This window comes from Buttiauxella sp. AC038, from assembly GCF_979253565.1.
Genome location: NZ_CEEDCQ010000001.1, coordinates 3,485,474 through 3,511,291, shown reverse-complemented (window position 1 = coordinate 3,511,291; position 25,818 = coordinate 3,485,474). Strand labels below are relative to the sequence as shown.

General features: G+C 49.4%; 25 protein-coding genes. 7 read left to right on the top strand and 18 right to left on the bottom strand.

The features are described from left to right. Positions 1-92 precede the first annotated feature (92 nt). On the top strand, positions 93-2,252 hold the full coding sequence (gene dinG / locus AC0IXI_RS16775) for an ATP-dependent DNA helicase DinG (RefSeq protein WP_471683243.1): 2,160 nt from the start codon (positions 93-95) through the stop codon (positions 2,250-2,252). A gap of 14 nt (positions 2,253-2,266) precedes the next feature. Beyond that, positions 2,267-3,235: a DNA-binding protein YbiB gene (gene ybiB, locus AC0IXI_RS16770; RefSeq protein WP_471682808.1), complete on the top strand. Its 969-nt coding sequence runs from the start codon at positions 2,267-2,269 to the stop codon at positions 3,233-3,235. A 134-nt stretch (positions 3,236-3,369) separates the two neighbouring features. Here the strand turns inward: ybiB and ybiJ are convergent, their stop codons facing one another. After that, positions 3,370-3,630, bottom strand: coding sequence for a DUF1471 family protein YbiJ (gene ybiJ / locus AC0IXI_RS16765; protein ID WP_034456483.1), 261 nt, complete (start codon positions 3,628-3,630; stop codon positions 3,370-3,372). A gap of 360 nt (positions 3,631-3,990) precedes the next feature. Here ybiJ and AC0IXI_RS16760 point away from each other — a divergent pair, with 360 nt between their 5' ends. Next, positions 3,991-4,812 carry a helix-turn-helix domain-containing protein gene (locus AC0IXI_RS16760; protein ID WP_471682807.1) on the top strand — a complete coding sequence of 274 codons (822 nt, stop codon included), beginning with the start codon at positions 3,991-3,993 and terminating at the stop codon, positions 4,810-4,812. Here AC0IXI_RS16760 and AC0IXI_RS16755 read toward each other — a convergent pair. The 9 genes from AC0IXI_RS16755 to AC0IXI_RS16715 form a co-directional block, all read right to left on the bottom strand. Next, positions 4,809-5,114 (bottom strand): PTS sugar transporter subunit IIB, encoded by a 306-nt coding sequence (locus tag AC0IXI_RS16755; RefSeq protein WP_134183620.1) that lies wholly within the window; start codon positions 5,112-5,114, stop codon positions 4,809-4,811. The two genes, AC0IXI_RS16760 and AC0IXI_RS16755, sit on opposite strands and share 4 nt — an antisense overlap. Then, on the bottom strand, positions 5,089-6,558 hold the full coding sequence (locus tag AC0IXI_RS16750; protein WP_471682806.1) for a leucyl aminopeptidase: 1,470 nt from the start codon (positions 6,556-6,558) through the stop codon (positions 5,089-5,091). Before AC0IXI_RS16750 ends, AC0IXI_RS16755 begins: the two co-directional genes overlap by 26 nt. Next, positions 6,555-7,523, bottom strand: a complete 969-nt coding sequence (locus AC0IXI_RS16745) for a glycosylasparaginase (RefSeq protein WP_422568880.1) — start codon at positions 7,521-7,523, stop codon at positions 6,555-6,557. The genes AC0IXI_RS16750 and AC0IXI_RS16745 overlap by 4 nt, the downstream gene beginning before the upstream one ends. 7 nt (positions 7,524-7,530) lie before the next feature. After that, positions 7,531-8,838 carry a PTS cellobiose transporter subunit IIC gene (gene celB / locus AC0IXI_RS16740; protein WP_471682805.1) on the bottom strand — a complete coding sequence of 436 codons (1,308 nt, stop codon included), beginning with the start codon at positions 8,836-8,838 and terminating at the stop codon, positions 7,531-7,533. Positions 8,839-9,011: 173 nt separating this feature from the next. Then, complete coding sequence (locus tag AC0IXI_RS16735) at positions 9,012-10,313, bottom strand: TRAP transporter large permease (RefSeq protein WP_064517329.1); 1,302 nt, start codon at positions 10,311-10,313, stop codon at positions 9,012-9,014. Continuing rightward, positions 10,313-10,810 carry a TRAP transporter small permease gene (locus tag AC0IXI_RS16730; RefSeq protein WP_422568878.1) on the bottom strand — a complete coding sequence of 166 codons (498 nt, stop codon included), beginning with the start codon at positions 10,808-10,810 and terminating at the stop codon, positions 10,313-10,315. Before AC0IXI_RS16730 ends, AC0IXI_RS16735 begins: the two co-directional genes overlap by 1 nt. An 81-nt stretch (positions 10,811-10,891) precedes the next feature. Continuing rightward, on the bottom strand, positions 10,892-11,878 hold the full coding sequence (locus AC0IXI_RS16725; protein ID WP_064517336.1) for a TRAP transporter substrate-binding protein: 987 nt from the start codon (positions 11,876-11,878) through the stop codon (positions 10,892-10,894). Between the two features lie 370 nt (positions 11,879-12,248). Then, positions 12,249-12,509 carry a DUF1471 family periplasmic protein McbA gene (mcbA, locus tag AC0IXI_RS16720; RefSeq protein WP_034456479.1) on the bottom strand — a complete coding sequence of 87 codons (261 nt, stop codon included), beginning with the start codon at positions 12,507-12,509 and terminating at the stop codon, positions 12,249-12,251. A gap of 178 nt (positions 12,510-12,687) precedes the next feature. Further along, complete coding sequence (locus AC0IXI_RS16715; protein WP_134183610.1) at positions 12,688-13,311, bottom strand: flavin reductase family protein; 624 nt, start codon at positions 13,309-13,311, stop codon at positions 12,688-12,690. Positions 13,312-13,412: 101 nt separating this feature from the next. Between AC0IXI_RS16715 and rlmF the strand changes: the two genes are divergently transcribed. After that, positions 13,413-14,354, top strand: coding sequence for a 23S rRNA (adenine(1618)-N(6))-methyltransferase RlmF (rlmF, locus tag AC0IXI_RS16710; protein WP_134183608.1), 942 nt, complete (start codon positions 13,413-13,415; stop codon positions 14,352-14,354). On the opposite strand, the gene ybiO is transcribed toward rlmF, so the two are convergent. The 6 genes from ybiO to rhtA form a co-directional block, all read right to left on the bottom strand. Continuing rightward, positions 14,355-16,610: a mechanosensitive channel protein gene (ybiO, locus tag AC0IXI_RS16705; protein ID WP_471682804.1), complete on the bottom strand. Its 2,256-nt coding sequence runs from the start codon at positions 16,608-16,610 to the stop codon at positions 14,355-14,357. It lies immediately after the preceding gene. Positions 16,611-16,753: 143 nt separating this feature from the next. Next, positions 16,754-17,476 (bottom strand): glutamine ABC transporter ATP-binding protein GlnQ, encoded by a 723-nt coding sequence (glnQ, locus tag AC0IXI_RS16700; protein ID WP_064517349.1) that lies wholly within the window; start codon positions 17,474-17,476, stop codon positions 16,754-16,756. After that, positions 17,473-18,132: a glutamine ABC transporter permease GlnP gene (glnP, locus tag AC0IXI_RS16695; RefSeq protein ID WP_034456474.1), complete on the bottom strand. Its 660-nt coding sequence runs from the start codon at positions 18,130-18,132 to the stop codon at positions 17,473-17,475. The genes glnQ and glnP overlap by 4 nt, the downstream gene beginning before the upstream one ends. Before the next feature lie 85 nt (positions 18,133-18,217). Then, positions 18,218-18,964: a glutamine ABC transporter substrate-binding protein GlnH gene (gene glnH / locus AC0IXI_RS16690; protein WP_064517672.1), complete on the bottom strand. Its 747-nt coding sequence runs from the start codon at positions 18,962-18,964 to the stop codon at positions 18,218-18,220. A gap of 364 nt (positions 18,965-19,328) precedes the next feature. Beyond that, positions 19,329-19,832: a DNA starvation/stationary phase protection protein Dps gene (gene dps, locus AC0IXI_RS16685; protein ID WP_064517352.1), complete on the bottom strand. Its 504-nt coding sequence runs from the start codon at positions 19,830-19,832 to the stop codon at positions 19,329-19,331. 306 nt (positions 19,833-20,138) lie between these two features. Beyond that, complete coding sequence (rhtA, locus tag AC0IXI_RS16680; protein WP_413497925.1) at positions 20,139-21,026, bottom strand: threonine/homoserine exporter RhtA; 888 nt, start codon at positions 21,024-21,026, stop codon at positions 20,139-20,141. A gap of 369 nt (positions 21,027-21,395) precedes the next feature. On the opposite strand from rhtA, the gene ompX reads away from it, so the two are divergent. Continuing rightward, a complete protein-coding gene (gene ompX, locus AC0IXI_RS16675) occupies positions 21,396-21,896 on the top strand; it encodes an outer membrane protein OmpX (RefSeq protein ID WP_064517357.1) in 501 nt (166 codons plus the stop codon). A gap of 68 nt (positions 21,897-21,964) precedes the next feature. Here the strand turns inward: ompX and AC0IXI_RS16670 are convergent, their stop codons facing one another. Together AC0IXI_RS16670 and mntS are read right to left on the bottom strand one after the other, a co-directional pair. Further along, a complete protein-coding gene (locus AC0IXI_RS16670; protein WP_064517360.1) occupies positions 21,965-23,551 on the bottom strand; it encodes a phosphoethanolamine transferase in 1,587 nt (528 codons plus the stop codon). 319 nt (positions 23,552-23,870) lie between these two features. Beyond that, positions 23,871-23,999 (bottom strand): manganase accumulation protein MntS, encoded by a 129-nt coding sequence (gene mntS, locus AC0IXI_RS16665; protein WP_034456469.1) that lies wholly within the window; start codon positions 23,997-23,999, stop codon positions 23,871-23,873. A gap of 190 nt (positions 24,000-24,189) precedes the next feature. Between mntS and mntR the strand changes: the two genes are divergently transcribed. Both mntR and AC0IXI_RS16655 read left to right on the top strand, forming a co-directional pair. Beyond that, complete coding sequence (gene mntR / locus AC0IXI_RS16660) at positions 24,190-24,660, top strand: manganese-binding transcriptional regulator MntR (protein WP_064517362.1); 471 nt, start codon at positions 24,190-24,192, stop codon at positions 24,658-24,660. Next, positions 24,660-25,778, top strand: coding sequence for an SLC13 family permease (locus AC0IXI_RS16655; RefSeq protein ID WP_413497923.1), 1,119 nt, complete (start codon positions 24,660-24,662; stop codon positions 25,776-25,778). Before mntR ends, AC0IXI_RS16655 begins: the two co-directional genes overlap by 1 nt. Positions 25,779-25,818: the final 40 nt, after the last annotated feature.

Genomic DNA, 25,818 nt, shown 5'->3' with positions numbered 1-25,818 from the left:
AGGCAAGCGGTAAGAGGGCTTAGAAAAAACAATACAGCCTCACGGTAAAAAGTGGGACAATAGTGGCTGTTTATACAGTAGAAGTGGTTTTTATGGCCTTGTCCTCCGCTCAAAAAGAGCAAATCGCCGCCTGGTATAAGGCGCTACAACAGCAGATCCCAGACTTCATTCCGCGCCCACCGCAACGGCAAATGATTGCCGAAGTGGCAAAAACGCTTGCGGGTGAAGCGGGGCGACATCTGGCGATCGAGGCTCCCACCGGCGTGGGGAAAACGCTTTCATACCTGATCCCCGGTATCGCTATTGCGCGCGGCGAGCAAAAAACCCTGGTGGTCAGTACGGCAAACGTTGCCCTTCAGGATCAAATATTCAGCAAAGATTTGCCGCTGCTGCGCAAAATCATTCCCGATCTGAAATTTACCGCCGCGTTTGGCCGTGGGCGTTACGTTTGCCCGCGCAACCTTGCCGCTTTGGCGACAGACAACGCCTCACAGGGCGATTTGCTGGCTTTTCTCGAGGACGAGATGGCACCGACCAGCAAAGACGAACAGCAGCGTTGCGTAAAACTGAAAACCGACCTTGATGCCTATAAATGGGACGGGTTGCGTGACCACACTTCGCAAAATATTGAAGACGATCTCTGGCGGCGCCTAAGCACTGACAAGGCCAGTTGCCTGGGGCGCAATTGCCACTGGTATCGTGAATGCCCGTTTTTTGTGGCTCGCCGTGAAATAGACGAAGCCGAAGTGGTGGTCGCCAACCATGCACTGGTGATGGCCGCGATGGAAAGTGATGCGGTGCTGCCCGAAGCCAAAAACCTGCTGCTGATTTTAGATGAAGGCCACCATCTGCCGGATGTGGCGCGTGACGCGCTGGAAATGAGTGCCGAAGTTACGCCGGGTTATAGCCGTTTGCAGTTCGATCTCTTCACCAAATTGGTCGAAACCTGCATGGCGCAGTTCCGCCCAAAAAGTCCACCGCCGCTGACTAATCCAGAACGTTTGACCAATCATTGTGACGAAATTTTTGAGCTGCTCAGCTCATTTAACAGCATTGTTTCATTGTGGTTGCCGGGCGAAAAAGAGGCTGAGCATCGTTTTGAAATGGGCGTGCTGCCCGAAGAAATTATGGTGATTTGTAAGCGACTGGCGAAGCTGATGGAAGGGCTGCGCAGCCTGTCAGAGGCCTTGCTTAACGATCTTGGCGAAAAAACCGGTACGCACGATATTGTGCGTTTGCACCGTTCACTGCTGCACATGAACCGGGCGTTAGGCTATTTCGAAACGCAGAGCAAATTGTGGCGGCTTTCGGCAATGGAAAAGGCATCGGGAGCGCCGGTGTCGAAGTGGGTGACGCGTGAAATCCGCGAAGGGCAGCCACATCTGTATTTCCATTGTGTGGGCATTCGTGTTTGCGATCAGTTAGAAAAACTGGTCTGGCGCAACGTTCCACATGTGATTGTGACCTCTGCAACGTTGCGTTCGCTCAATAAATTCGACCGACTGCAAGAGATGAGCGGGCTGGATGAAGATGCGGGCGATCGGTTTATTGCGCTGGATTCCCCATTTAACCATGTCGAGCAGGGCAAGCTGGTTATCCCGCAGTTAACCGTTGAGCCAACGATGGAAAACGAAGCTCAACATCTGGCTGAAATGGCGGCGTTCTTCCGTGCTGAGCTGGCGAAAGGTGAACATAAAGGCATGCTGGTGCTGTTTGCCAGCAACCGCGCGATGCAGGTGTTCCTGACGCATGTCACCGATTTGCGTCTCACATTACTGGTGCAAGGGGATATGCCACGTTACAGGCTGGTGGAACTGCATCGTAAACGTGTTGAACAGGGCGAAACCAGCGTGCTGGTTGGTTTACAATCCTTCGCTGAAGGGCTTGATTTAAAGGGTGATTTACTCAGTCAGGTACACATCCATAAAATCGCTTTCCCACCTATCGACAGCCCAGTGGTGCTGACTGAGGGGGAATGGTTAAAAACCCTGAAACGCTATCCTTTTGAAGTACAGAGTTTACCAAGTGCTTCATTTAATCTTATCCAACAAGTTGGGCGTTTAATTCGTAGCCATGGCTGTTATGGTGAGGTAGTGATTTATGACCGCCGCCTGTTGACCAAAAATTATGGTCAACGTTTACTGGGTGCGTTACCGGTGTTTCCGATCAGTCAACCCGAGGCGCCAGCAGCTAAACTGATTGATACAACGCCGAAAAAGACGGTGCGGCGCAAACGTGTGAGCAAGAAATAGAAAGGAGACTCTGAGTGGATTACCGTAAGATCATTAAAGAAGTCGGGCGCGGTAAAAACCACGCACGCGATTTGGATTTTGACACCGCTCGTGGCTTATATGCCCATATGCTCAGAGGTGAAGTACCAGAACTGGAGCTGGGTGGAGTGCTGATTGCATTGCGCATCAAAGGGGAAGGCGAGGCGGAAATGCTCGGTTTCTATGACGCGATGAAGCACCACATGATTTCACTTACGCCTCCTGCCAACAAACCGATGCCAATTGTTATTCCTTCTTACAATGGTGCGCGCAAACAAGCTAACCTCACGCCATTGCTGGCTATTTTGCTTAATCGCCTTGGATTTCCGGTGGTTGTACACGGCGTTAGCCACGATCCAACTCGTGTATTAACAGAAACCATTTTTACACTGATGGGCATTGAACCAACGTTACATGCGGGTCAGGCGCAAGCCAAACTGGATTTACATCACCCGGTTTATATTCCTGTCAGTGCGCTTTGCCCACCGATGGAAGATCAACTCGCGATGCGCTGGCGTATGGGTGTACGTAACAGCGCGCATACACTTGCCAAACTCGCGACACCCTTTGAAGAAGACGCCGCATTACGTCTTGCCAGCGTTTCTCATCCTGAATATGTCCCGAAAGTAGCAAAATTCTTTGCCGATATTGGCGGCCGTGGCTTGCTGATGCACGGTACAGAAGGGGAAGTGTATGCCAACCCGCAACGTTGCCCGCAGATTACGCTTATCGACAGCCTCGGCTCGCGCGTAGTGAGTGAGCGTCAGACGGAAGTCAGCGACGAAGAAGTGATGCTGCCTGCTGGGAAAGACCCGGAACTGACCGCCCGCTGGATTGAACGTTGCGTTGCAGGCGTTGAACCCGTACCGCAGTCATTAAAAACACAAATGGCATGTTGTCTTGTGGCAACGGGTGAAGCTGTGACATATGAGGAAGGTTTAACCCGCGTTAATCAGCTCTTCTGATTCATGGTTGTTTGACAGAAAAAAGACAAAAAAAAGCCCGCGATAAATGGTCGCGGGCAACAAGGGTCATAACAGAGTCAAACAGGGTGGAGCAGAGCTCCAAAATGAGGGTGTATCAGGGCAATACAGCAGTCTTACTTGTAGATAACAGCAGTACCGCTCATTTTGCCGTTAGTGTTAGCTGAAGTGATGGAATACGCACTTGCACCAGCTTCTTGTGCTTTTGCAGCCAGTTTTGCTTCCAGGCCATCCAGTGTTGTTGCGCCAACCGCTGAAACCACACCCACTTTATTTAAGTTCTGAGCTTCAGATGGGTTGATGGATTGTGCAGCGAAAGCACCGAAAGAGAGAGTAGAAAGGGCGATGGCCGCTACAGCATATTTGATGGTTTTCATAATTAATTCTCGCAGGTTATTCTGTTTAAGGTGACGTTGTTCCGTCGATGTGATTATGGTCACACTTTTGAGCAGAATAATAAATCGAATAGAATTGACCACCTTATTCAAAATTTTTGAACCTAAGCTAACTCATTGAAATGAGTAATGATTAGCACGCGAATTATCATCCATGTTTATGTGACACAAATCCCGCTTCGCTTTTCGCATCTTTTGCTACTTTTTTTGCCATCACTGGTGAGCTCTGTTGTGCAATCGCTTGCGCGTAGTTTTTGTTATTAATTTGGGATTTACCCTTTTCGCCTGCTAACTTGCTTTTATAATGAAGACGTTACTTAACCGGATACCAGAAGAGGTTAGATGGAGATTAAGCTGCACTCCAACGCCACCACCACGCCGCGAACTCGCAAGTACATTCAGAAATCTGATAAATCCGACAGTGAACTGGCGGAGGAGCTGAATATATCTGTCGATACCGTCAGGCGTTGGCGTAAGCGAGATGACTGTTTTGACAAATCACATCGGCCTAATACCATTCATCGTGCGCTGAGCCACGTACAAGAAGCGATGCTGATCTTTCTGCGTGTGCGTTTGTCGCTTTCTCTCGATGAGCTTGTGGAAGCCGCGCAGTTACTCGTTCAGCATGGCATTTCCCGCGCAAGCGTTAGCCGTACGTTGCAAAACTGGCAGCAATCCCGTCTGTCGAAACCTGATTTAAAGCAACCCGTCGGGCATTTGCGCCTTGATGTATTTTCGCTTCCTGAAAGCATTAGCCATAAACATGGCGCGTTGCTGGCCTTTAGCTGCCCGGTTTCTGGTTTTTTAGCGGTGGCATTACGTGAACGCGGCGAACAGCAATCGCTTGATGCACTGGTCGGTTTTTTGCAGCAGGGTTTACTGTTAAAAGTGAAATCGTTGACTGCCAGCTCAACGAAGCTGACGCAGGAACTGGCGCAAAGACTTGACGTCCCGCTGCATGAAGCCCAGCCGGAAGCCTGGCATGAAAGAGCGGCGAGCGGCGAATGGGCGCAAACGCTGGAAAAGTTACTCAACGGCGAGCGTTATGATAAGCGTTTGGGTTTTGGTGCGGTTTTACTGGAGTTTGAAGATTTGCTGAACAAGAGAATTATCCGCAGCCGACTAAAGAATCTCACCCCGGCTGCGTGGCTAAAAACTCGTTAGTTAATCAGGCTCAGCGCATGGTCGAGGATTTTCTCCCCGTTGACCATGCCGTAATCCATCATATTAATGGTTTCCACGCGCTTATTAAGCGGCGCGGCAATCTGTTTGCAGTCTGCGAGCTTATAGGCGATTTGCGGGCCAAGCAGTGCGCAGTCAAAAGTAGTAATCGCATTTTTAAAATCGCTCATTCCTTTCGCCTGAATCTCCACTTCAAGCTGGCGTTTCACCGCCGCTTCCTGCATTCGTTTGACGACCAGACTGGTCGACATGCCTAAATCACATACCAGTAGAATTTTTTTCATTTGTCTTTCCTTTGCTGATGTCGAGTAAGAATTGCGTCAGTAACAGAGCAGGGCGGCCGCTGGCCTGGGTGAATTTACCCCGGGTCAACGCAGTGCCGCTGACATCTAAATGCGCCCACGGCGACTGGTGGCAAAACTTACTTAAGAATTGGGCGGCGGATACTGCGATGGCTGCGTTATTAGGCGGTGTATTTGTGAAGTCGGCAATATGGCTTTTGATTTGCGAATCAAAGCTTTCATCGAGCGGCAGCGGCCAGATTCGATCTTGCGTTAAGTCGGCTGCCTGCTGCAATTGGTGGCTGAGGGGGGAATCATTACTCATCAGCCCGGAGATGTCATAACCCAGGGCTTTGACTACCGCTCCGGTCAGAGTTGCGACATCAATTAGCGCTGCCGGATTAAAGCGCGTGGCAGCGTAACTCAGTGCATCAGCCAAAACGAGGCGACCTTCGGCATCGGTATTCATAATTTCGACGCTATGACCAGCGTGCGATTTCACCACATCACCTGGCAGCATGGCGTTAACGCCAGGCATGTTTTCGGCCAGTGCCATCACGGCGACGACATTAAGTGGAAGTTGCAGCGTTTTGACGATTTCCATCAGCCCGAACACCACGGCAGCACCGCACATATCGTATTTCATGGTGCGCATTCCTTCGCCTTCTTTCAGCCACATCCCGCCAGTATCGAAGGTAATGCCTTTGCCGACAAACGCGTAATACGGTGCGTTTTCCGCGCCACCTTGCCAGCGCAGCGTCACCAGCCGGGGCGGGTTGTCGCTGCCTTTTCCTGTGGCATCAAGACAACCCATACCGAGCTCGCGAATGGTGTTCTCATCATGGATTTCACAGTGCGTTTGCGGATGCTCACGCGCCCATTTTTCAGCTTGTTGGGCCACATCATGCGGGCGGCAGTCATTTGCCGGAGTGTCGGCTAGTTTGCGCGAAATAAGCATGCCTTGAGCAACTGCCTGCGTTTGCGCGGCCAGTTCTGAAGATTGAGGAGTGTGTTCTGCCACCAGTAATAACAGTTGCCCATGACTTTGCGGTTGCTGGGCGCGATATCCCAGTTGCGGCAACTGATAAAAACGGTTCATGACTGCCACCAGGAAGGTGCGCAGGCGTGCAAAAACCACATGGTTTTTCAGGTCAAAACCTGAGATATCGACGGCGACAGGGTATGAAGGCGGGACAGGCAAAAGGGTATTCAGGCATTCCGTTAACTGGCGCAACACTTCAGGACGCTCAATCTCGGCTGAAGATAAAAGCGTCAGTTGTTGGCAAAGGCTACTTAAACCGAAGGTGGTGGTTTGCGATTCACTGGAGAGCGCCATTTCATCAAGCAGCGGGCGCAGCGCTTGCGGCCACGCATTGGCGTGAGTTTTCCACAATATTAAATGCGCATCTGTCGGACATTGCGTATGGGTTGTTAACTGGCATTTCATACGATCACCTCGGCGGTAATACGTTCGATATAGGCCTCAAGCCACGCCTGGTCTGCTGGGCGAATCAGCGTGTGTTTTCCTTCGCGTGTCGTCAAAAATACCGCTGGCGTTTGTGTTGTCGTGGCGACGGAAAACGAGAAGTTATCAATGGTCGTGGCTGCACCGTATTCACCACGGTTATTCATACACACCACCGACAAATCACCGGCGCGACCATAGCGAGCAATCAACTGGCTTTCGAGGTCGTAAACTGCTGATTCAGCCGCCTGTTGCGGTGACATTCCACGCCCCATGCGGCTGACGATTTCGTAGCTGATACAGCCTTTCATTAAGTCTTCGCCAAGGCCAGTGGCGGTGGCGGCACCAATCTGGCTGTCGGCATAAAAACCGGAACCAGAAACCGGTGAGTCACCCACGCGCCCTGGGCGTTTCATAAACAACCCGCTGGTTGAGGTGGCGACGCACATCTGTTGATTCTGATCGAGCGTGATCACGCCAACGGTATCGTGGCCGGTATACGGGCTAAGGCCGCGATCCAGCGTTTCACGTTTACGCTTTAGGTAATGCTGATGGGCGCGATCGGTCAGCATGTTTTTTCGCTCAAAACCTTGTGCGAGCGCCCAGGTTTGCGCTCCTTCGCCGACCATAAAACTGTTGAAACGCTCGCGGCTTAAGGCTTGTGCCACCCGAATCGGGTTAGCGATATCGCGGATACTTGCAACTGCGCCGATGGCGAGCGTTGAACCGTCCATAAACGCGGCGTCCAGTTCAACTTCACCTTGTTCGTTAGGTAAACCGCCGTAACCAACTGATTTATAGAATGGGTAATCTTCAACGCAGGTTACTGCGCGAACCGCAGCGCCACTGGCGTCGCTGTTCCCTTGCAATAACTGCGCGGCTTCACTGACTCCTTCCAAGGCCATACGCCAGGTCGCTATCACGCCCCAACTTTTCGATAACGTCATGTTTTACTTACTCCGTGGCGGGTTTAGTGGTGACAGAAATTTCCGGGGTTTCATTTGCACGGTATTGCTTGTCCACGACTTTAAGGAACGGCAGGTAGATGATGGCGCCAATCAAAAGATTGATGAGCTGAATAACAGCGCCACTGAGGTGCCCTGTAACGATAAATCCGCTTAATACAGGCGGCAGCGTCCACGGGATATATACCCCGGTGGTGGTGGCGACCCAACCAATCGACATGGTGATGTATTGCACCGTCACGAGCACTAGCGGTACCAGGTTGAATGGGATAAGCATTATCGGGTTCATGATTACCGGCAGGCCAAACAGTACCGGCTCGTTAATGTTGAAAATGGAAGAACCGGCAGCGAGACGCGAAACATTCTTAATATGCTGGCTGTGGGCAAATAACAGCATAGCAATCACTAGAGACAAGGTGGCTCCCGCGCCGCCCATCCAAATCATGTCGTAGAACTGCTCGGTGACCACATGCGGAGGCAGCAAACCTGCCTGTGTTGCGGTCAGGTTCTCTATTTGGTTTTCCATCCAGAATGGACGCAGGATGCCGTTGACCATCGATCCTGAGTTAATCCCTACTGACCACAGGCTGGTAATGCTAAAGCAAGTAAACAACGCGCCAACATAAGAGGTCCCGAAGTGGCGAATTGGTGTAGCCAGCACTTCGTAAACAAACTGGTGAATAGTGTGGTAGTCCGTGCGGGCGAACAGCACGCGAATCGCGAGCGCAATCACCAGAATCAGCAGTGATGGAATCAAAGCCGCGAACGATTTTTGTACCGCAGGTGGCACGCCATCCGGCATACGAATCACCCAGTTGCGGCTTAGCATCCACGCAAATATTTCAGTGCTGGCAATCGCGCCGAGCATCGCGACAAACAAACCCTTTGAACCCAGCCATTCCATCGGAATTAGGTTGCCAATTTCCGGGGTTTTAGCGAAGGGGGTAAGAATCAGGAAGCAGGAGAGAGACAAAATCCCGGCGGACATATTGTCGATGTCATAGCGCTCCGCCAAACGATAAGCGACCAGGAAACTAATGAACACCGCCATAGTCGAGAAGATGGCATTAAACGGGATTTCGATAGTTGCAGACCAACCCTCACCAAAAATCGACGCCATAAATTGTTGATAGGCAGTGCTTGGGAAAGAGGAAATAACCAGCAGTATTGAACCGACAATAATAAAAGGCATAAACGAGATATACGCATCGCGAATGGCACCGAGGTGGCGCTGTTGCGCCATTTTCCCTGCAAGTGGCATCAGCTTTGCTTCTATTGCGGCCATCAGGTTTTTCATTGTTACCGCTCCGTAAGTCATCACAAGAGACAATTCTTGTGCTGCATACAGTAGACATTGTTAGCGGCTAATAAAGTGAGTTAATTCACAGATGACTAATAAAAGTATCAGGTGATTGCTTATGTTGGGTTAACGAGTAAAAGCGACCCGTAAGTCGCTTTCAGAAGGTACGATTACATCAATCCCAGAAGTTTAGGAATAAACAAGGAAATTTCCGGGATATAGGTAATCATCATCAGTGAGACGAATAGGGCAGCGTAGAAGGGTAACAGCGGTTTAATGAGGTTCTGGATTTTAACCCCAGTGATAGAGCAACCGACAAACAGCGCACTACCCACTGGCGGCGTCAACAGCCCGACACAAAGGTTTGCCACCATCATGATACCGAAATGAACCGGGTCCATACCCAACTCTTGGGCAATCGGCAGGAAGATTGGTGTGAAAATCAATACCGCAGGGGTCATGTCCATAAAGATGCCGACAATCAGCAGGACAATGTTGATAAGCAGCAGAATAATCAGTGGATTATCTGAAATGCCCATTAGCGTGTCGCTAATCATGTACGGGATATCGGCGTTGGTCATCGCCCAGGACATGCCGACGGAGAAGCCAATCAGTAACAGCACAATTGATGTCGTGACGACAGAATCAAGAATGAGTTTAGGTAAATCGCGCCATTTCACTTCACGGTAGATAAGAACCGAAAGCACAAAGGTGTAAACCACCGCGATTGCCGATGCTTCTGTAGCGGTGAAAATACCTCCGAGAATGCCGCCCATCACAATAATGACCAGCAATAAACTTGGCAAAGCATCGAGGAAGGCTATCGCCGCTTGCTTGCAAGTTGGGCGTTCTGATACCGGATAACCGCGTTTTTTAGCAATAATCCAGCATACCACCATGATAGACAAACCCATCAGGATGCCAGGCAGGTAACCTGCCATAAACAGTGATGCTACTGAAACGCCGCCGGCAGTCAACGAGAAAACAATCAGCACGTTAGAAGGTGGAATCAGCAAACCGGTAATACAAGATGAAACGTTAACTGCCGTTGAAAATGCCGGATCGTAACCCTCTCTTTTCTGAATCGGCGAAAGTGTGCCGCCAACAGCTGCGGCTGCTGCCACCGCTGAGCCAGAAATGGAACCGAACATCATATTAGCTAACACATTCACGTGGCCTAATGATCCAGGCACACGGCCAACCATAATCTGGGCCAGATTAATTAAGCGTATCGCAATTCCGCCGCTGTTCATCAGTGTTCCGGCAAAGATAAAGAACGGAATTGCAAGCAGCGCGAAGCTATCCAGACCGTTTGCCAGGCGTTGCGACACGGTAATGATGGCAACATCCCACGGGAACATCAGAAGCATCGAGGCAACAGTCGCAATACCGATGGCGAAGGAGATTGGTAGGCCAATAAATACCAGTACGAAGAATGCACCAAAGAGGGTGAGGGCAATGTAACTTTCCATTATTTGACCCCTTTGCCAGCTAATGTCTGGACGTCGCTACAGATAAAGTACAATGAATAAAACATCATGATGGCTCCGCTCAAAGGCAGCACGATGTAGACATATCCCATCGGAATTTGCATGGCGGCGGAAAGTTGCGCGGTCGCCAATGTCTTATCAATCAGTTTCAGTCCGCCATTAACAATTACCAGACCTGAAAAAAGCAAAATCAGGGTATTGATAAGAATATTCAACAGTGGCTTTTTCCCATCAGGAAGCATCATGTTGAGGAAATCGATGGACAAATGGCGCTGCGCCCCCACGGTATAGGACGCGCCTAATAACCCGACCCAAATCATCAGAAAACGGGCGAGTTCATCGGTCAGTGTGCTGGGTTGGCTGAGGACATAACGGCTAAAAACTTGCCAGACTACGCATACCACCAGGGCTATCATCACCAACACTGAAAAAGTGGCAATAGTCCGGTCTACCGCAAGCTTTATGGGCTTAAGTATCATTTTGGTTTACCTGAAAACGAGCTTTTGGTTATGCCGGGCGCTTACTGCACGCCCGACATGTTCAAACTAAAAACTTAAGGGTTATTGTGCGGCGGCTTCAAATTTCTCGAGCAGCGCAGCCTGTTTCGGATCTTTCGCAAAGTCGTCATACAGCGGCTTCACAACGGCACGGAACGGGGCTTTATCGACACTGATGATGGTGGCACCCATGGCTTTGGCCTGAGCACGTGAATCGCTGTCCACTTTTTCCCAAAGTTTTTGCTGATAGGCTTCTGAATCTTTGGCGGCTTTCATCAGAATTTGCTGCTGGTCTGGCGTGAGTTTGTTCCAGGTTTTGGTGGAGATCACCAGGAAGTCCGGAATGGAGGTATGTTCGTCTTCAGAAAACACTTTGGCAATTTCAATATGACGGGTCTGAACCCATGATGGCACGTTATTTTCTGCGCCATCGACAACGCCTTGTTGCATAGCGGTGTACACTTCGCCAAATGAAATTGGTGTCGGGGAGCCGCCCATTAACTCAACCATTTTCAGTGTGGTTGGACTCGCCTGAACACGAATTTTCAGCCCTTTTAAATCTTCTGGTTTGGTAATAGGTTTTTTTGCATAGAAACTACGCGTGCCGGCAACATATGCGGAAATAGCAAAGAAACCTTTCTCCTTGGTCGATTCCATAATTTCTTTTCCGACTTCACCGAAGACCACTCGATTAAAATGTGCCTGGTCTTTAAAGAGGTACGGTAAATTATAAATCGCGTAAGTATTATCGAATGATTCCAGATCGCTTGCTGAACCTTTGGTCATATCCAAAGCGCCGTTCTGTAACAGTTCCAGAGTTTCTCGGGCGCTGCCCATTTGGCTACTTGGATATATCCGAACGCGCATATTGCCGTTTGAAAGCTGTTGGACCTCTTTTGCCATTTCTTCAAAAGCTTGATGGACGACATGGCTGCGGTCCAGGTTGTGAGCGAGTTTTAAGGTCACTTTTTCAGCGGCAATAGCGCCACTAGCGCACAGTGTTAATAATGAAGCACCCAGTAGATGGCGAGATAATGATGACAATTTCATAACAAATAGCTCCCTGCAAAATTGAAATGATGAATGTAGTCGTTACATGCATTGCTGTATGACAGCTTATTGTATTTGTCCGATATCTATGAAGGACTGACTTCACACTTTTGATTTTTATATGCGAATAATCCTGTTTTTGTGTTCTGACGCATTAATTTATTAAGCATGCTAATAATTACAATGAAATGGTATTTGTGAGGGTGTGTGATTATCGTCCAAAAGCAAGGAATGCTCGAATGGAATGCTCGGAAATAGTTGTGTATTTATTAATGGCTGGGGAAAGGCGAATAGTAATTGCACTAAAATAATAACGGCTTCCTGTAAAGGAAACCGTTATTGAACATATCCCGGAGATAATCGTTTGGGGCTATTTATAAATAGTTGCGCTACCAAACATCTTATTTTGACCGCTAGCTGAGTTAACAACAAAGCCTTTTGCCCCTTCTTCTTTCGCTTTCTCTCCAAGCTTGGTTTGTAGATCGTCAAGGTTGCTTGCACCGGTAACAGTGACTGTTCCTGCGGGGCGAAGCTGACCAGTGTTTCCCGCAGACAATTCCTGGGCTGCCATGGTTGCAAACGGTAATGCCGCAAGGGTGACAACCGCAGAAAAATACAGAAATTTTTTCATAATCACATCCTCATCGCTTTTGGGGGCCGATTTAAAAACCATCGGCACTAAAAGTGTAGGTGCAATGTGGTAAACAATAGCCGCAAAAAACTGATGGACTTGTGCTTGTTTTTTGAACAACAAAACTTGACGAAATACTTACAGATCAGTGAGATACAGGTTCATGATTTTGCTGATTTTATCGTGCGTCAGGGCGAATCATATCGAAGCGGTGAGTCTCATCAATCGTGTAATAAGCTGATGGTCCGCCCGCTCGTAGCACGGGTTTTGCCAGCGCGGTCTGGTAAATGCCATCTTTAAGCAGTGATTCATCAATATGAACCGCGACCACTTCACCAAGTACCAGCCAGGTATCAATTGCCGTACCGTCGGCAGTTGTAAGCTGAATGCACTGCGACAAACGGCATTCAAAGTTGACCGGGCTTTCGGCAACGAGGCTTGCTTTGACTTTACGCCCTGCAACGGCGGTTAGCCCTGCGCGGAGAAACTCATCTTCACCGTGGGGTACTGAGGCAGAAGTTTCATTCATCTGCTCTGCCAGTTCACGCGTGGCGAGGTTCCAGACGAACTCTTTTGTCTCAACGATATTGCGCACGCTGTCTTTCCAGCCGCTGCTGGCAAAACCGATAATCGGTGGACGATAATTAAAACAGTTAAAGAAACTGTACGGTGCAAGATTGCGCACGCCCTGCTGGTTGTATGAAGCAATCCAGCCGATAGGGCGTGGGCCGATAATGGCGTTAAGCGGGTCATGTGGCAAACCGTGCCCATCGGCAGGTTCGTAGTAATAGCGTTTAGACATAGTGCACCTTATGTTGATTTATCTCAGGCGAAAATCACGCGGTGTATTTACCCCGCAGGGTTCACAGAGTATCTTACGCGCCCACACAAGGAGAAGCCGCAATGAAAACCCCTGCCACCATTAAACCAGGTTTGCACCCACGCAACCGTCACCGTGACCGTTATGATTTCCCCGCGCTGACACAAAGCAGCCCGGCACTCGGCGCGTTTTTACGCCCAGGCCCTCACGGTGAAACCACGGTTGATTTTGCCGATCCTCTGGCGGTGAAAGCGCTTAATCAGGCGCTGCTGGCGCATTTCTATGGTGTGAAACAGTGGGATATTCCTGAAGGTTTTCTTTGCCCTCCCGTTCCAGGCCGTGCTGATTACATTCACCATCTGGCTGATTTGCTGGCTGACAGTAATGGCGGTGTGGTGCCTTCTCAGGCTTCAGTGCTGGACGTGGGTGTTGGCGCAAACTGTATTTATCCGCTGATTGGTCAACACGAATACGGCTGGCGTTTCACCGGAACAGATGTGGATCCTGAAGCGCTGACCAATTCAACGGCAATTATTGATGCCAACCCAGGGCTTACACGCCTGATTCGTTTGCGTCGCCAGAAAACCCCAGGCGCCATTTTGCCAGGTGTGATTCATAAAAATGAAATGTTTGATGCCACATTGTGTAACCCGCCGTTCCACGATTCCGCGCAGGCGGCACGCAGTGGCAGCGAACGTAAACGCGTCAACCTTGGCCAGGCTAAAGATGGCGCGCTGAACTTTGGTGGCCGCGAGCAAGAGCTGTGGTGTGAAGGCGGCGAAGTGGCATTCGTCAATCAGATGGTTGAAGAAAGCAAAGCATTTGCTCGCCAGGTTCAATGGTTCACCTCGCTGGTTTCTCGCGGCGAAAACCTGCCGTTGATTTATCGTGCGTTGCAGGAAGCAGGTGTTGAGAAAGTCGTGAAGAAAGAGATGGCCCAGGGTCAGAAGCAAAGCCGCTTCGTCGCCTGGACCTTTATGAATGACGCACAACGCGCTCGTTGGGCTGCTACGCGTTACAAGTAGTCAAATTGTAGGGTTGGCAGGCGGCAGCATCCCCGCCGCTGCCTGTGACTCCTGAAGCGCCTGAGCAGCATCGCCGCCAGGCTGTTTCACCTGCACGGTTTGCACGGGCGGGCGAACCCCCGCCGCATCGAAGTGCTTTTTCACCATCCCATCTAACGCGAATCTTACCGTCCACTGTTTCAGTGGTTGGGTGGTAAACGATACGCGCACCGTAAAGGCCTGGTTGGTCAGCCCGACAATACCCGCAAATGACGGCTCTCCAATCACCAGCATACGAATCTCATCCTGCTTCATCAGCTCATCAACGGCTTCTTTCAAAATACGATTGGCTTTATCGACATCTTCTTGCCTGTCGACATCATAGTTCGCGACAAACGAACCGATACCTCGCACAAAGTTGGCGAAGGTGGTTATCGAGGACCACGGAATGATGTGATAAGCACCGGTATCCTGGCGCACGCCTACGGAGCGAATTGACATACGTTCAACGGAACCGGTAATCGGCCCGATGGTGACTAAGTCACCGGTATTCATCCCATTTTCAAACTGTATGAAGACGCCGGTAATAATATCTTTCACCAGGGTTTGCGCACCGAAACTGATGGCTAAACCCAATGCGCCAGCCCCGGCTAGTAATGGGGCAATATTCACTCCAATCTCTGAAAGCAAAATCATGATAGTGATGGTGCTGATAACCACCGCCAGAGCGTTGCGGAACAGGGTTAACAGCGTGCGGGTACGCGCGCTGGGCATCGGGCGGCCATGAATATCCGACGCCAGACGGTTTTCAATCAGGCTTGCCAGCAATGTCCAGCCAACGGCTGAAAACAGTAAGATGAGCACGATACGAATCATAATATCGATAGTTTTCTCACCGGTATCGTTGGCAATCCACGCCCAGAAATCAAACAGCCCCCAGGCGTTGAGCAGCAACATTACCGCCACGCAAACCGTCAGCACTCGCGCCAGTTTCAGCGAGGCAGATATCCAGCCGTTGAGGCGTTTTTGCAGCTCAGGGTAGTTGCGCTGCACTTGTGGTGACAGCGTGATGGTTTTCGCCAGCCAGCGCGAAAGCATGCCAGAGACAAAGGCGGCGATGCTGATAATGGCGAGGCTATGAAGTGACGCCGCCATCATCCATTTCAGGCTGTTTCCCGGATCGAATAACGAAAAGAAAAACAACGCTACAAAGTAGGCACTTGCCAGCCAGTGCCACACCAGCGCGAAGGCTCGAATAAACAGACTAAAAAACGCCATTGAGCGGTCGGCCAACTGGATCAGGTTTTGTTGGATCTGGCGTTTATTATGGAAAATCAGATACAGCGCCCAGAGCGTGATGCACAGCATGATCCCCACATTGGCGATTGCACCTGCCTGCACATTCACCTGGTTGGAGATAATCGGCACCGCGACCAGAATGCCGTAACCAATCAGGCTGCTTAAGCCCGCGAGGCGAATATTCCAGTATTTTGCGCTTTGGTCGGTCACCGGGAATGGCCGCAGGTCGGGGAAGCGTGGGCAGAAAATCAAACGCAGCGTCGCTTTAAAGAACTCGATCAGCGCAAAAGCATTCAGAAACAGCCCTTGCTGACGGGCGATGGTGCGATTGCCCGCGTTCATCATGTCGCTAAATATTTGCCCTACGAAAAGAGTCAGCGCCAGTAATAACAAATCAATAATAAACGCGCCGATGATCATGAGCGGCAGATGGAACCAGCTTGAGCGGTCGCGATTCTTTTTGCGGCCCCATTTCCCCATACGCGCCCAGACTGGCGTCATGCAGGCGCGAATCAGTAGGTAAAAGGCAAAGACCGAGACAACCAGCATCGTAAAGTGGGTCAGGGCGTTATAAAAAGTTTGCGGGTTAAATGTTTTGTGCGGGGCGCCTGCGATATTGCGATGCAGCTGAGCGAAGCGTTGGGCAAGCTCACCGCCGTAATAGCGGCTTACATCGGTCACATTTTCGAGAACGGTTTTGTCTTCACTCAGTTGTTCTGGTGGAACGATAGCGGGCACCGGTTCAGGTGGTGGCGTGGCGGCCACTTTGCGCAATTGCCCAATCAGTTCATCACGCGACTGCGAGTTATCCAGCACATCGGCCAGGGCTGAATAGGCTCTCTTTTTTTCTTCGAGATTGGGTTCAGCGGGCGGGGTGGTCGCGTTCTGTTGAGCAGACGCAGCAACTGCCGCAGCCGGTAGAGTGACGGCCTGCGTTTGAAAGCTAAACATGCACAGCAGTAGCAAGAGTAGCGGCACGGCGTTCCTCCGAACTGAAAAGTCAGACAAAGGAATAAGTATAGAGCGCGGGGGTTTGTGGTTGGGAAAACAGGAATTATCTGGAGGGTCGCCCCTCACCCCGGCCCTCTCCTGGGGGAGAGGGGTAGGGTGAGGGAGAAAACTCAGGAAACGTGCTGCAAGAATTCCTGCAAACGCTGGCTTGGCGGGTTATCAATCAGCTCTTGCGGATTGCCATCCTCAGCGATGCGGCCTTTATCAATGAAGATCAGGCGTGAGGCAACTTTGGCGGCAAAGCCCACTTCGTGAGTCACGATAACCATCGTCATACCTTCTTCAGCCAGATCCTGCATAACCTTCAACACTTCGTGGCGAAGTTCAGGGTCAAGGGCTGAGGTTGGCTCATCAAACAGCATCATTTTTGGCTTAACTGCCAGCGCACGAGCAATCGCTACACGCTGTTGCTGTCCACCGGAAAGCTCTGATGGATAGTGATGTGCACGCTCTGCGAGACCCACTTTTGCCAGCAACTCTTTCGCCAGTTTATCGGCGGCATCTTTACTTAAGCCACGCACACGAATCGGGCCAAAGGCGACGTTTTCAAGCGCAGTCAGGTGTGGGAACAGGTAGAACTGTTGGAACACCATTCCTGCTTCCTGACGAATCAGGCGCTCATCAACTTTCGGATCGTTGACCTTAAGGCCATCAACAAACAGGTCACCGCTAGTGATGTCTTCAAGTTTGTTGATGCAACGCAGCAGCGTAGATTTACCTGAGCCTGACGGCCCGATAATGACAACCACTTCGCCCTGTTTGATATCGAGATCGATGTTATGTAGCACCTGGGTTTTGCCAAAGTGCTTAGAGACGTTTTTAAATTCAATCATAGGATTTTCATCCTTCTTTCAAGGCGACGCAGCACGAAGCTCAGCACCAAAGTAATAATCAGATAGAAGACCGCAACGGCGCTCCAGATCTCCAGCGCACGGAAGTTCCCGGCAATGATTTCTTGCCCCTGACGGGTCAGCTCAGCTACACCGATAACGATGAACAGCGAGGTATCTTTAATGCTGATAATCCACTGGTTACCCAATGGCGGCAGCATACGGCGCAGCGCCAGCGGCATAATCACGTGGCGAATGGTTTCGCGCTTAGATAGGCCGAGAGCCAGACCCGCTTCCTGAAAACCTTTATGAATCGACAGCACCGCACCACGGGTAATTTCCGCAATGTATGCGCCGGAGTTGATCATAATGGTGACGACGGCTGCGCTGAACGGATCGATGCGCAGGTCAGGGATCGCCATTGGCAAGGCGAAGTAGATGAACATCACCTGCACGACAATCGGCGTACCGCGAATCACTTCAATAAAGACTAATGCGATGTGGTTAGCAATCCAGCCGCCGTAAGTACGGGCGAAACCGGCGACCAGACCAATTATCAGACCGCCAAACAACCCGATGACCGAAATCAGCAAAGTCATTTTGGCGCCTTCAATCAAAAGCGGGATTGCAGGCCAAATGGCACTCCAGTCGAACTCCATGATTAATTCCTATTGTGTACCGTGGTTCAAAAATAGCAGGGGCGAAAATGGTCGCCCCTGAGTTACTCATAAAACTTTAGAATTATTATTTTGGCTCAGTGCCGAACCATTTTTTGTAGATTTCGTTGTACTTGCCATTCTCTTTCAGCGTTTTCAATGCACCGTTAACTTTCACACGCAGGTCGTCGCTGCCTTTAGGGAAGGCGATACCATATTGCTGTGCTTCCAGAGACTCACCAACAGCTTTGAATTTGCCCTGGCCTGCAGTTTTGATGAAGTACAGGATGTTTGGCGTGTCATGCAGAACTGCATCAGCACGGTTGGTGCCCAGTTCCATATATGCGTTGTCGATGTTCGGGAATTGACGCAGGTCTTTAGTTTTGATATTGGCTTTCGCGTAATCAACAGAACCGGTGCCGCCCTTAACTGCAACCACTTTACCGTCGAGATCTTTGACGCTTTTAACAGTGTTGTTGTCAGCTTTAACCATCACTAACAGGCCGCTTTTGTAGTAGCCGTCAGAGAATTCGATCGCTTTTTTACGTTCTTCAGTGATGGTGATACCCGCCAGCGCCAGGTCAATATTTTTAGTTTGCAGCGCAGGAATGATGCCGCTGAAATCCATTGGCTTGAGGGTGTAATCAAGTTTTAATTCTTTTGCTACTGCATCCCATAAATCGATATCAAAACCGACGTATTTGTCGCCTTGTTTAAATTCGAAAGGAACGAATGCGGTGTCGGTCGCAACGACCAGTTGCTTCTCAGCAGCGTGGGAAGAAACCGCAAAAGCCAGGGTGAGTGCAGCCAGTGAAACTTTCAAAATCGACTTCATAGCATTTCCTTGTTTATCCATGGGGCAATCCCCTGCATCAGTAAGCCGCAACATGGAAAAATCATGCCAGGTTTTCAACCTACTGTTTTTGCAAGGATGTGAATATGTAACATTGCACAATAAGGGTTGCAAGCGGGTTGCAGCGCACCGTAATGGTGCCCAATTATGGTGCGTGAAGTATTGCGAGAGGGCGAAGTGTAGTTTTACCGCATATTAAGGCGGCAAAACAATCGCCCGTTAACGATTGTGTGAAGTGATTATTACAATTGAGTAACTTATGCGGCAGGGATAAACAATTTCATGCGCTAAAATAGTGCAACCATCCTCCCTGAAAAAGGAGGATGGAGTAACAAACTGCTAGCAATTATTCGATATTTGACTCGATAAACCACAGGAACTTATCCAAATCGCGCGATGCGGCAGTCAGAATATCGGCAGTATCTTCGTCTTTCGCTTCACTAATTGCCTTACGCACATCGTTTGCCACAATCGCGTAACGGTCAGCCAACTCTTTCAGGTGATCTTGCACGCTGTGAATATCCAGCGGATAGCTCTTCAGCGGGGTTTTGCTGTTAATGACCTGTGTGGTACCCAGTGCGACACCACCGAGCTGAACAGCGCGTTCTGCCATGGTATCAAGGTGGTCTGTGAGTGCTGTACGGAAGCCGTCGAGCATTTCATGAACGGCAATAAAGTTAGCACCACGCATGTTCCAGTGCGCTTGCTTGGTAATTAACGACAAATCAATGAACTGAATGACCTGGCGATTAAGCAGCTCAACGGTAGCTTTCTTTTCGCTGTCTGCAACATCATTACGGGTATGCAGTAGGTTAGTAGATTTGGTTTTTACCAGTTTAGCGGTAGTCATAATCTTTCTTCCTCTTGATGTTATGTCTAATTGAATTACCGGAAATAAGTATAGCACCGGATTTTGATTTTAATGGAGCAAGTTATACCTATCAGACAAATAGCATTTTCAGGATGGATTTTAGTAACTGATTGTTAGTATTGTATTTTAAATTTATTGTTGCGAGGCGTTACTTAAATAAACAAAGCGTGATTATTAAATGGGAATAATTTTTGTTTGTATCTAAGAATAAGTCTAAATATTAATACTTGATCGCGGGAGAATATTTACCGTGGTCACAATAACCACGGTAGATAATATGGGTAATTAATTTACGTCAACGCTGGTAATCTGAGCTTCACGTTTGATGGTCAGTGTTGAACCGATGGACGCTGCGATAATTGACAGTAGTGCAAGCCATTGTACAAGCGTCAGATGTTCACCAAGGAACAGCATGCCAGACAGCGCCGCAAGTCCAGGCTCCATGCTCATCAACGTACCAAAAGTGCGTGTCGGTAAGCGTGTAAGAGCGATCATTTCCAGAGAGTAGGGCAGAGCCGTCGATAAAATCGCGACACCCAGACCGAGCGGTATTAGTGACCAGTGCCAAAGCGCTTCACCCGCCTGCCAGGCGCCAATTGGGACAAAAATAACAGCCGCGATTAACGACCCGAAAGCCACTGTTGCCGGGCCGTGATCGGCCCCCGCTTTTTGGCCAAATAGAATGTAAATCGCCCAGCAAGCACCTGCACCCAAAGCAAAAGCGGCCCCCGCTAAATCAACGCTCGAAATCGACTGCCCGAGCGGCAGCAGGAACCACAAACCCAACACCGCAAGAATTACCCAGACATAATCAACGGCACGGCGCGAAGCAAACAACGCTACGGCAAGCGGGCCGGTGAACTCCAGGGCGACGGCAATACCCAAGGGAACAGTCTGAATAGATAAATAGAAGAGGTAGTTCATTCCACCAAGAGCCAGGCCATACATCAGCAAGGGGAAACGTTGCTCTGCTTTAAAACGCAAACGCCATGGTTTGAAAATCACCACCAAAATTAGCGTACCCAACGCAAGACGCAGTGCTGTAACACCTGGCGCACCAACCAATGGGAACAAAGATTTCGCAAGTGAAGCGCCACTTTGAATTGAGGTCATAGCAATTAAAAGAACGACGATGGGTAACCAAACTGGGGTTTTACGTGGCGATAGCGGCATCCTGCTTCCTGTCAGTCAGTGTCTAATTCGGTCAAGAAAATAAAAGTAACCCCAGTGTAAATGAATAAGTTATGGCTGGTTGAGAATTCATTGAAAAAAATAATTGGCTAATGCAGTACCATAACAGCCTGATTGCGTAAGTTTTGTTCAGGTGAGTTTAAGAATTATCTGGATGACGATGTTGCGATTCATGCCAATAATTAGCGCGTTTTTGGTTAAAAGCGCTGCAAATTGAAGGGACTACGATGTAATGGAAATGTTCTGTTACAGGAAAGGAATCGTTAGACAACGTAAATGTCGCAGAGTTTCTTACACAATTTTGATATATTAAAAACTTAGAAGTTACTTGAAGCACATTTGAGGTGGATTATGAAAAAAATTGCATGTCTTTCAGCACTGGCTTGTGTTCTGGCCGTTTCCGTTGGTACCGCATCTGCAGCTAGCACCGTAACTGGTGGCTACGCACAAAGCGATATGCAGGGCAAAGCTAACAAAGCTGGCGGTTTCAACCTGAAATACCGTTATGAAAACGACACCCCGCTGGGTTACATCGGTTCTTTCACTTACACCGAGAAAAACCGTAGCGAAGCTGACGTTTATAACAAATCACAATACTACGGCATCACTGCTGGTCCAGCTTACCGCATCAACGATTGGGCAAGCATCTACGGTGTAGTTGGTGTTGGTTACGGTAAATTCCAGACTACTGGCGCAACTGATACAAACACCAGCGACTACGGTTTCTCCTACGGCGCAGGTATGCAGTTCAACCCAATTGAAAACGTTGCTCTGGACGTTTCCTACGAGCAGAGCCGCATCCGTAATGTTGATGTTGGCACCTGGATCGCAGGCGTGGGTTACCGCTTCTAATTTCACTTTAACTAGTGAAAATAAAAATCCGCCCATAGTGGCGGATTTTTTTATCTCTGCAATTTGAGTTAGCGCGTTTTAGTTTCAAACACATCCGTCTGCAAATGAGTATAGTCCACCTTCTTAAGCTTAAAGTTGGTGATGTAGACAGGCCCCGCATTCTGCTCAGAAATGAACTTATACTTTGGCGTTAACTCTTTGGTTTTAATCCCCGTCCAGGCTGAGAAGAAATTCAGGAAATCGTTCGCTGAACGCCGTGCTTTTATCTGGCGATGTTCTTTATCATCACTTGATAGCACCATAAACGGCACCTGGAAGTTTTGCTGGAACTCATCATCATGCGCCAGATATTGCACCTTGGTGCCGCGTTCTTTGATGGCAAGACCGTGATCGGAGAAGTAAGCCATCGAGAAACTTTCACCGCTATTTTGCAGCTGCTGATAGAGTTGCTTTAGCAGGTCGTCGGTTTGCGTCATGCTGTAGATATAACAAGAGGTCTCTTTCGACTGAACGAAATCTTTATATTTACCCTGAGTACGGTCGCAAGCCTGGGGATGTGAACCCATCAAATGCAACACAATCAGCTGTGGAGTGGTGCGCGGGGTGGCAAATACTTGTGCCGTCATCTTAAGCAGCGCTTCGTCACGGGTGTTTTTATCCGCTTCAAAATCCCCACTTTTCAGGAACTGTACTTCATCAGCTCGCTTGGCGATGCTGGCGATGGCAGTGTCGTATTCACCAATTTGCCCCTGGTTTGAGAACCACCAGGTCTGGAAACCAGCACGGTTTGCCAGCGTAATAATGTTGTCCTGATATTGCGGTTTGCCATCAATGACGCGGTTAAGCGTCATGCCCAGCGATTTCTGTGTGGAACCACTGGCCGATACATAATCCATGAAGATATTGCCATTCACCTTGCTTGCGAACGGGGTGTTATCCCAGTGACCGCCGAATGCACCTAACGCATCGCGACGCGCGCTTTCACCAATCACCACTACATAAATTTGGTACTTTGGTTTAACCGCCAGCACATTCCAGGTGTCCTTCATTTGTGAGAAGGCCTGCATACGAGTTTGTTCGTCAATGACTTCCTGGTTATTAACCACCACATCTTTAACAAAGCGGAATACTGGATAACCAGAGTCTTTGATTTTGAACACGCCACCGTAAGCCAGGTTTTGTACTGGTGCGACAAAGAAGCAGACCACGCTCACCACCAGACATAAACTGTCGAAATGGCACCATGATCTTTTTTTCGGTGTGACTTTGCGCCGCACGGCGATAACACCGAGCACCAGAATAAACACCGACACCAAATAGCTGTACCACGGGAAAATAGTCATCAATTCCGTGGATTCTTCGAAGTTGGTCGAATGCAGGGCAAGCAGGGTATTAAAGTTCGGCGAGCCGTAGGCCTGACCAAAAGGGAAATACATTGCAGCAATCAGGCTGCAAATCGCCAGCAAACCTTTTTGTAATTTGGGCGCGCTGCGCCACAGCAGCATTAATACGCAACTAAATGCGACTGCGTAGAGAATGCTAAATTCATAACCGAGTGCGAAGTTAATCAGTAATGACTGCAGGAAATAAAAGCCAGTCCACGGATTGAGCGCAATTGCGCGGGTCGTCAGGGTATCTTTAACCGTTAAATTCATGTTTATCGAGATCTACTAAACGCCATGCGAAAACCCTGGCGACGAGGGTAAGAACCTGCCTGACAGACGGAAAAGAAAGGAAACTGGACCGCATCTGCGGGCCGCTTCATGTTCAGGGCTGCAAGAAGATAGAGCGGTACGATAAGAAGATCAACTGATAAGCGAAATGTGTTTTGCGAAGCCGGTAACAAATCCGACAAATGATAGGGTTAAAGCCCGAAAACGCGGGATACTCACTGAATCTATTTAAATGAAAAATGACAAACAGGCGAAAGAAACCATTCAGAGAGACTGAAGGAGAAGAAGGCAGGGCGACTGCCTACGACTTCGGTTTTTCGCCCTGCTGTGGTTTCCCGGAAACCCAATCACACAACATATTGAGCAGCATTAGCCGCACTTGAAACGGGGAATGTGTAAACACGCTCATACACCTCTTAAATTCGTTCATTTTTTCCTCCTCTTAACATCTGCTGCCCTTAGATCCTTTAAAGGCTGACTGCATTACATACAGATATAGCACAGGCTATATTGTATAGCTATTGCTAATTCGTTAAATTTTTGTGCTTCCGAGTTGCTGGTTTACAATGGGGCCAAATGTCGTCATTGGACGATGCCGTGCCACTGTTAGAGGAAGCATCATGAGCCGTACTACGGGCCAAAAAAATAAACAGAAAGTGATGCCGTTGGTAAATGTTGAAGAGCATGTCGAAGGCTTTAGGCAGGTGCGGGAAGCGCATCGCCGTGAATTAATTGATGATTATGTTGAGCTGATTTCTGATTTGATTCGCGAGGTTGGAGAGGTGCGCCAGGTTGATATGGCCGCACGTCTGGGAGTCTCCCAACCTACGGTTGCAAAAATGTTAAAAAGACTCGCCTCGGTTGGGCTTATTGAACAAATTCCATGGCGCGGTGTGTTTCTGACTCCGGAAGGGGAGAAACTGGCGCAAATGAGTCGTGAACGTCATCAGATCGTCGAAAACTTTTTCCTCGCGCTGGGTATTAGTGCAGAAACTGCAAGAATTGACGCCGAAGGTGTTGAGCACCACGTTAGTGAAGAGACGCTGGAAGCATTTCGCCTGTTTAGTGAGAAGCGAGGGTTCACGCAGTAATGTTGCTCAACCTGGTTCGTCCGTTTGCTCGCGACCGCTTTCTTCATCTATTGCTGCTTGTCGGTGTGGCGCTGAGTTTTGTTGCGCCATTTCAGCCGAAGAGTTGGGTCCATGCTATCGACTGGCACACCATCATTACGCTCGCAGGTTTAATGATGTTGACCAAAGGCGTGGAGCTAAGCGGTTATTTCGATGTGCTGGGCCGCCGCATGGTGAAGCGTTTTGATAACGAACGAACCCTGGCGATGTTTTTGGTCAGCGCAGCGGCTCTGCTTTCTACATTTCTGACTAACGATGTCGCTCTGTTTATTATTGTTCCGTTGACCATTACGCTGAAGAAACTATGTGCGATACCGACCAGTCGGCTCATCATATTTGAAGCCCTGGCGGTGAATGCCGGGTCGCTGCTCACGCCGATTGGCAATCCGCAGAATATTTTGTTGTGGGGGCGGTCGGGTTTATCGTTTGGCGAATTCACCTGGCAAATGGCCCCGCTGGCGCTGGCGATAATGGCCAGTTTGCTTGTGTTGTGCTGGTTCTGCTTCCCCACTAAAAAGCTTATCTATCAGACTCACGATAAACGCCATGACTGGCAGCCGCGATTAGTACTAAGCTGCTTGGCACTTTACGTTGTATTTATTGTTTCACTTGAGTTAAAGCAGGAGATCTGGGGACTGGCCGTGGTGGCTGTAGGCTTTTTGCTACTGGCGCGCCGGGTGTTACTGAGTATCGACTGGAGTTTGCTGCTGGTGTTTATGGTGATGTTTATCGACGTTTACCTGATAACGCAGTTGCCGGTGTTACAGCATGCGCTGGCGGGGATTAATCAGCTTTCAAGCGGCGGGTTGTTTGCACTGGGCATAGGTTTATCGCAATTTATTAGCAATGTTCCATCGACCATTTTACTGCTCAATTACGTTCCGGCCTCGGTGTTACTCGCTTTTGCGGTAAACATCGGCGGTTTTGGCCTACTACCGGGCTCGCTGGCAAATCTGATAGCTCTGCGCATGGCTAACGATCGCCGCATCTGGATACGCTTTCACTACTATTCATTGCCGATGCTGTTGTGGGCGGCTGCGGTAGGTTACGGTCTGCTGGTGCTACTAAAACAACTGTAGGGCGGCAGAGGAGAGGGGCTTTGCCGCCCCTCGCTTCGTA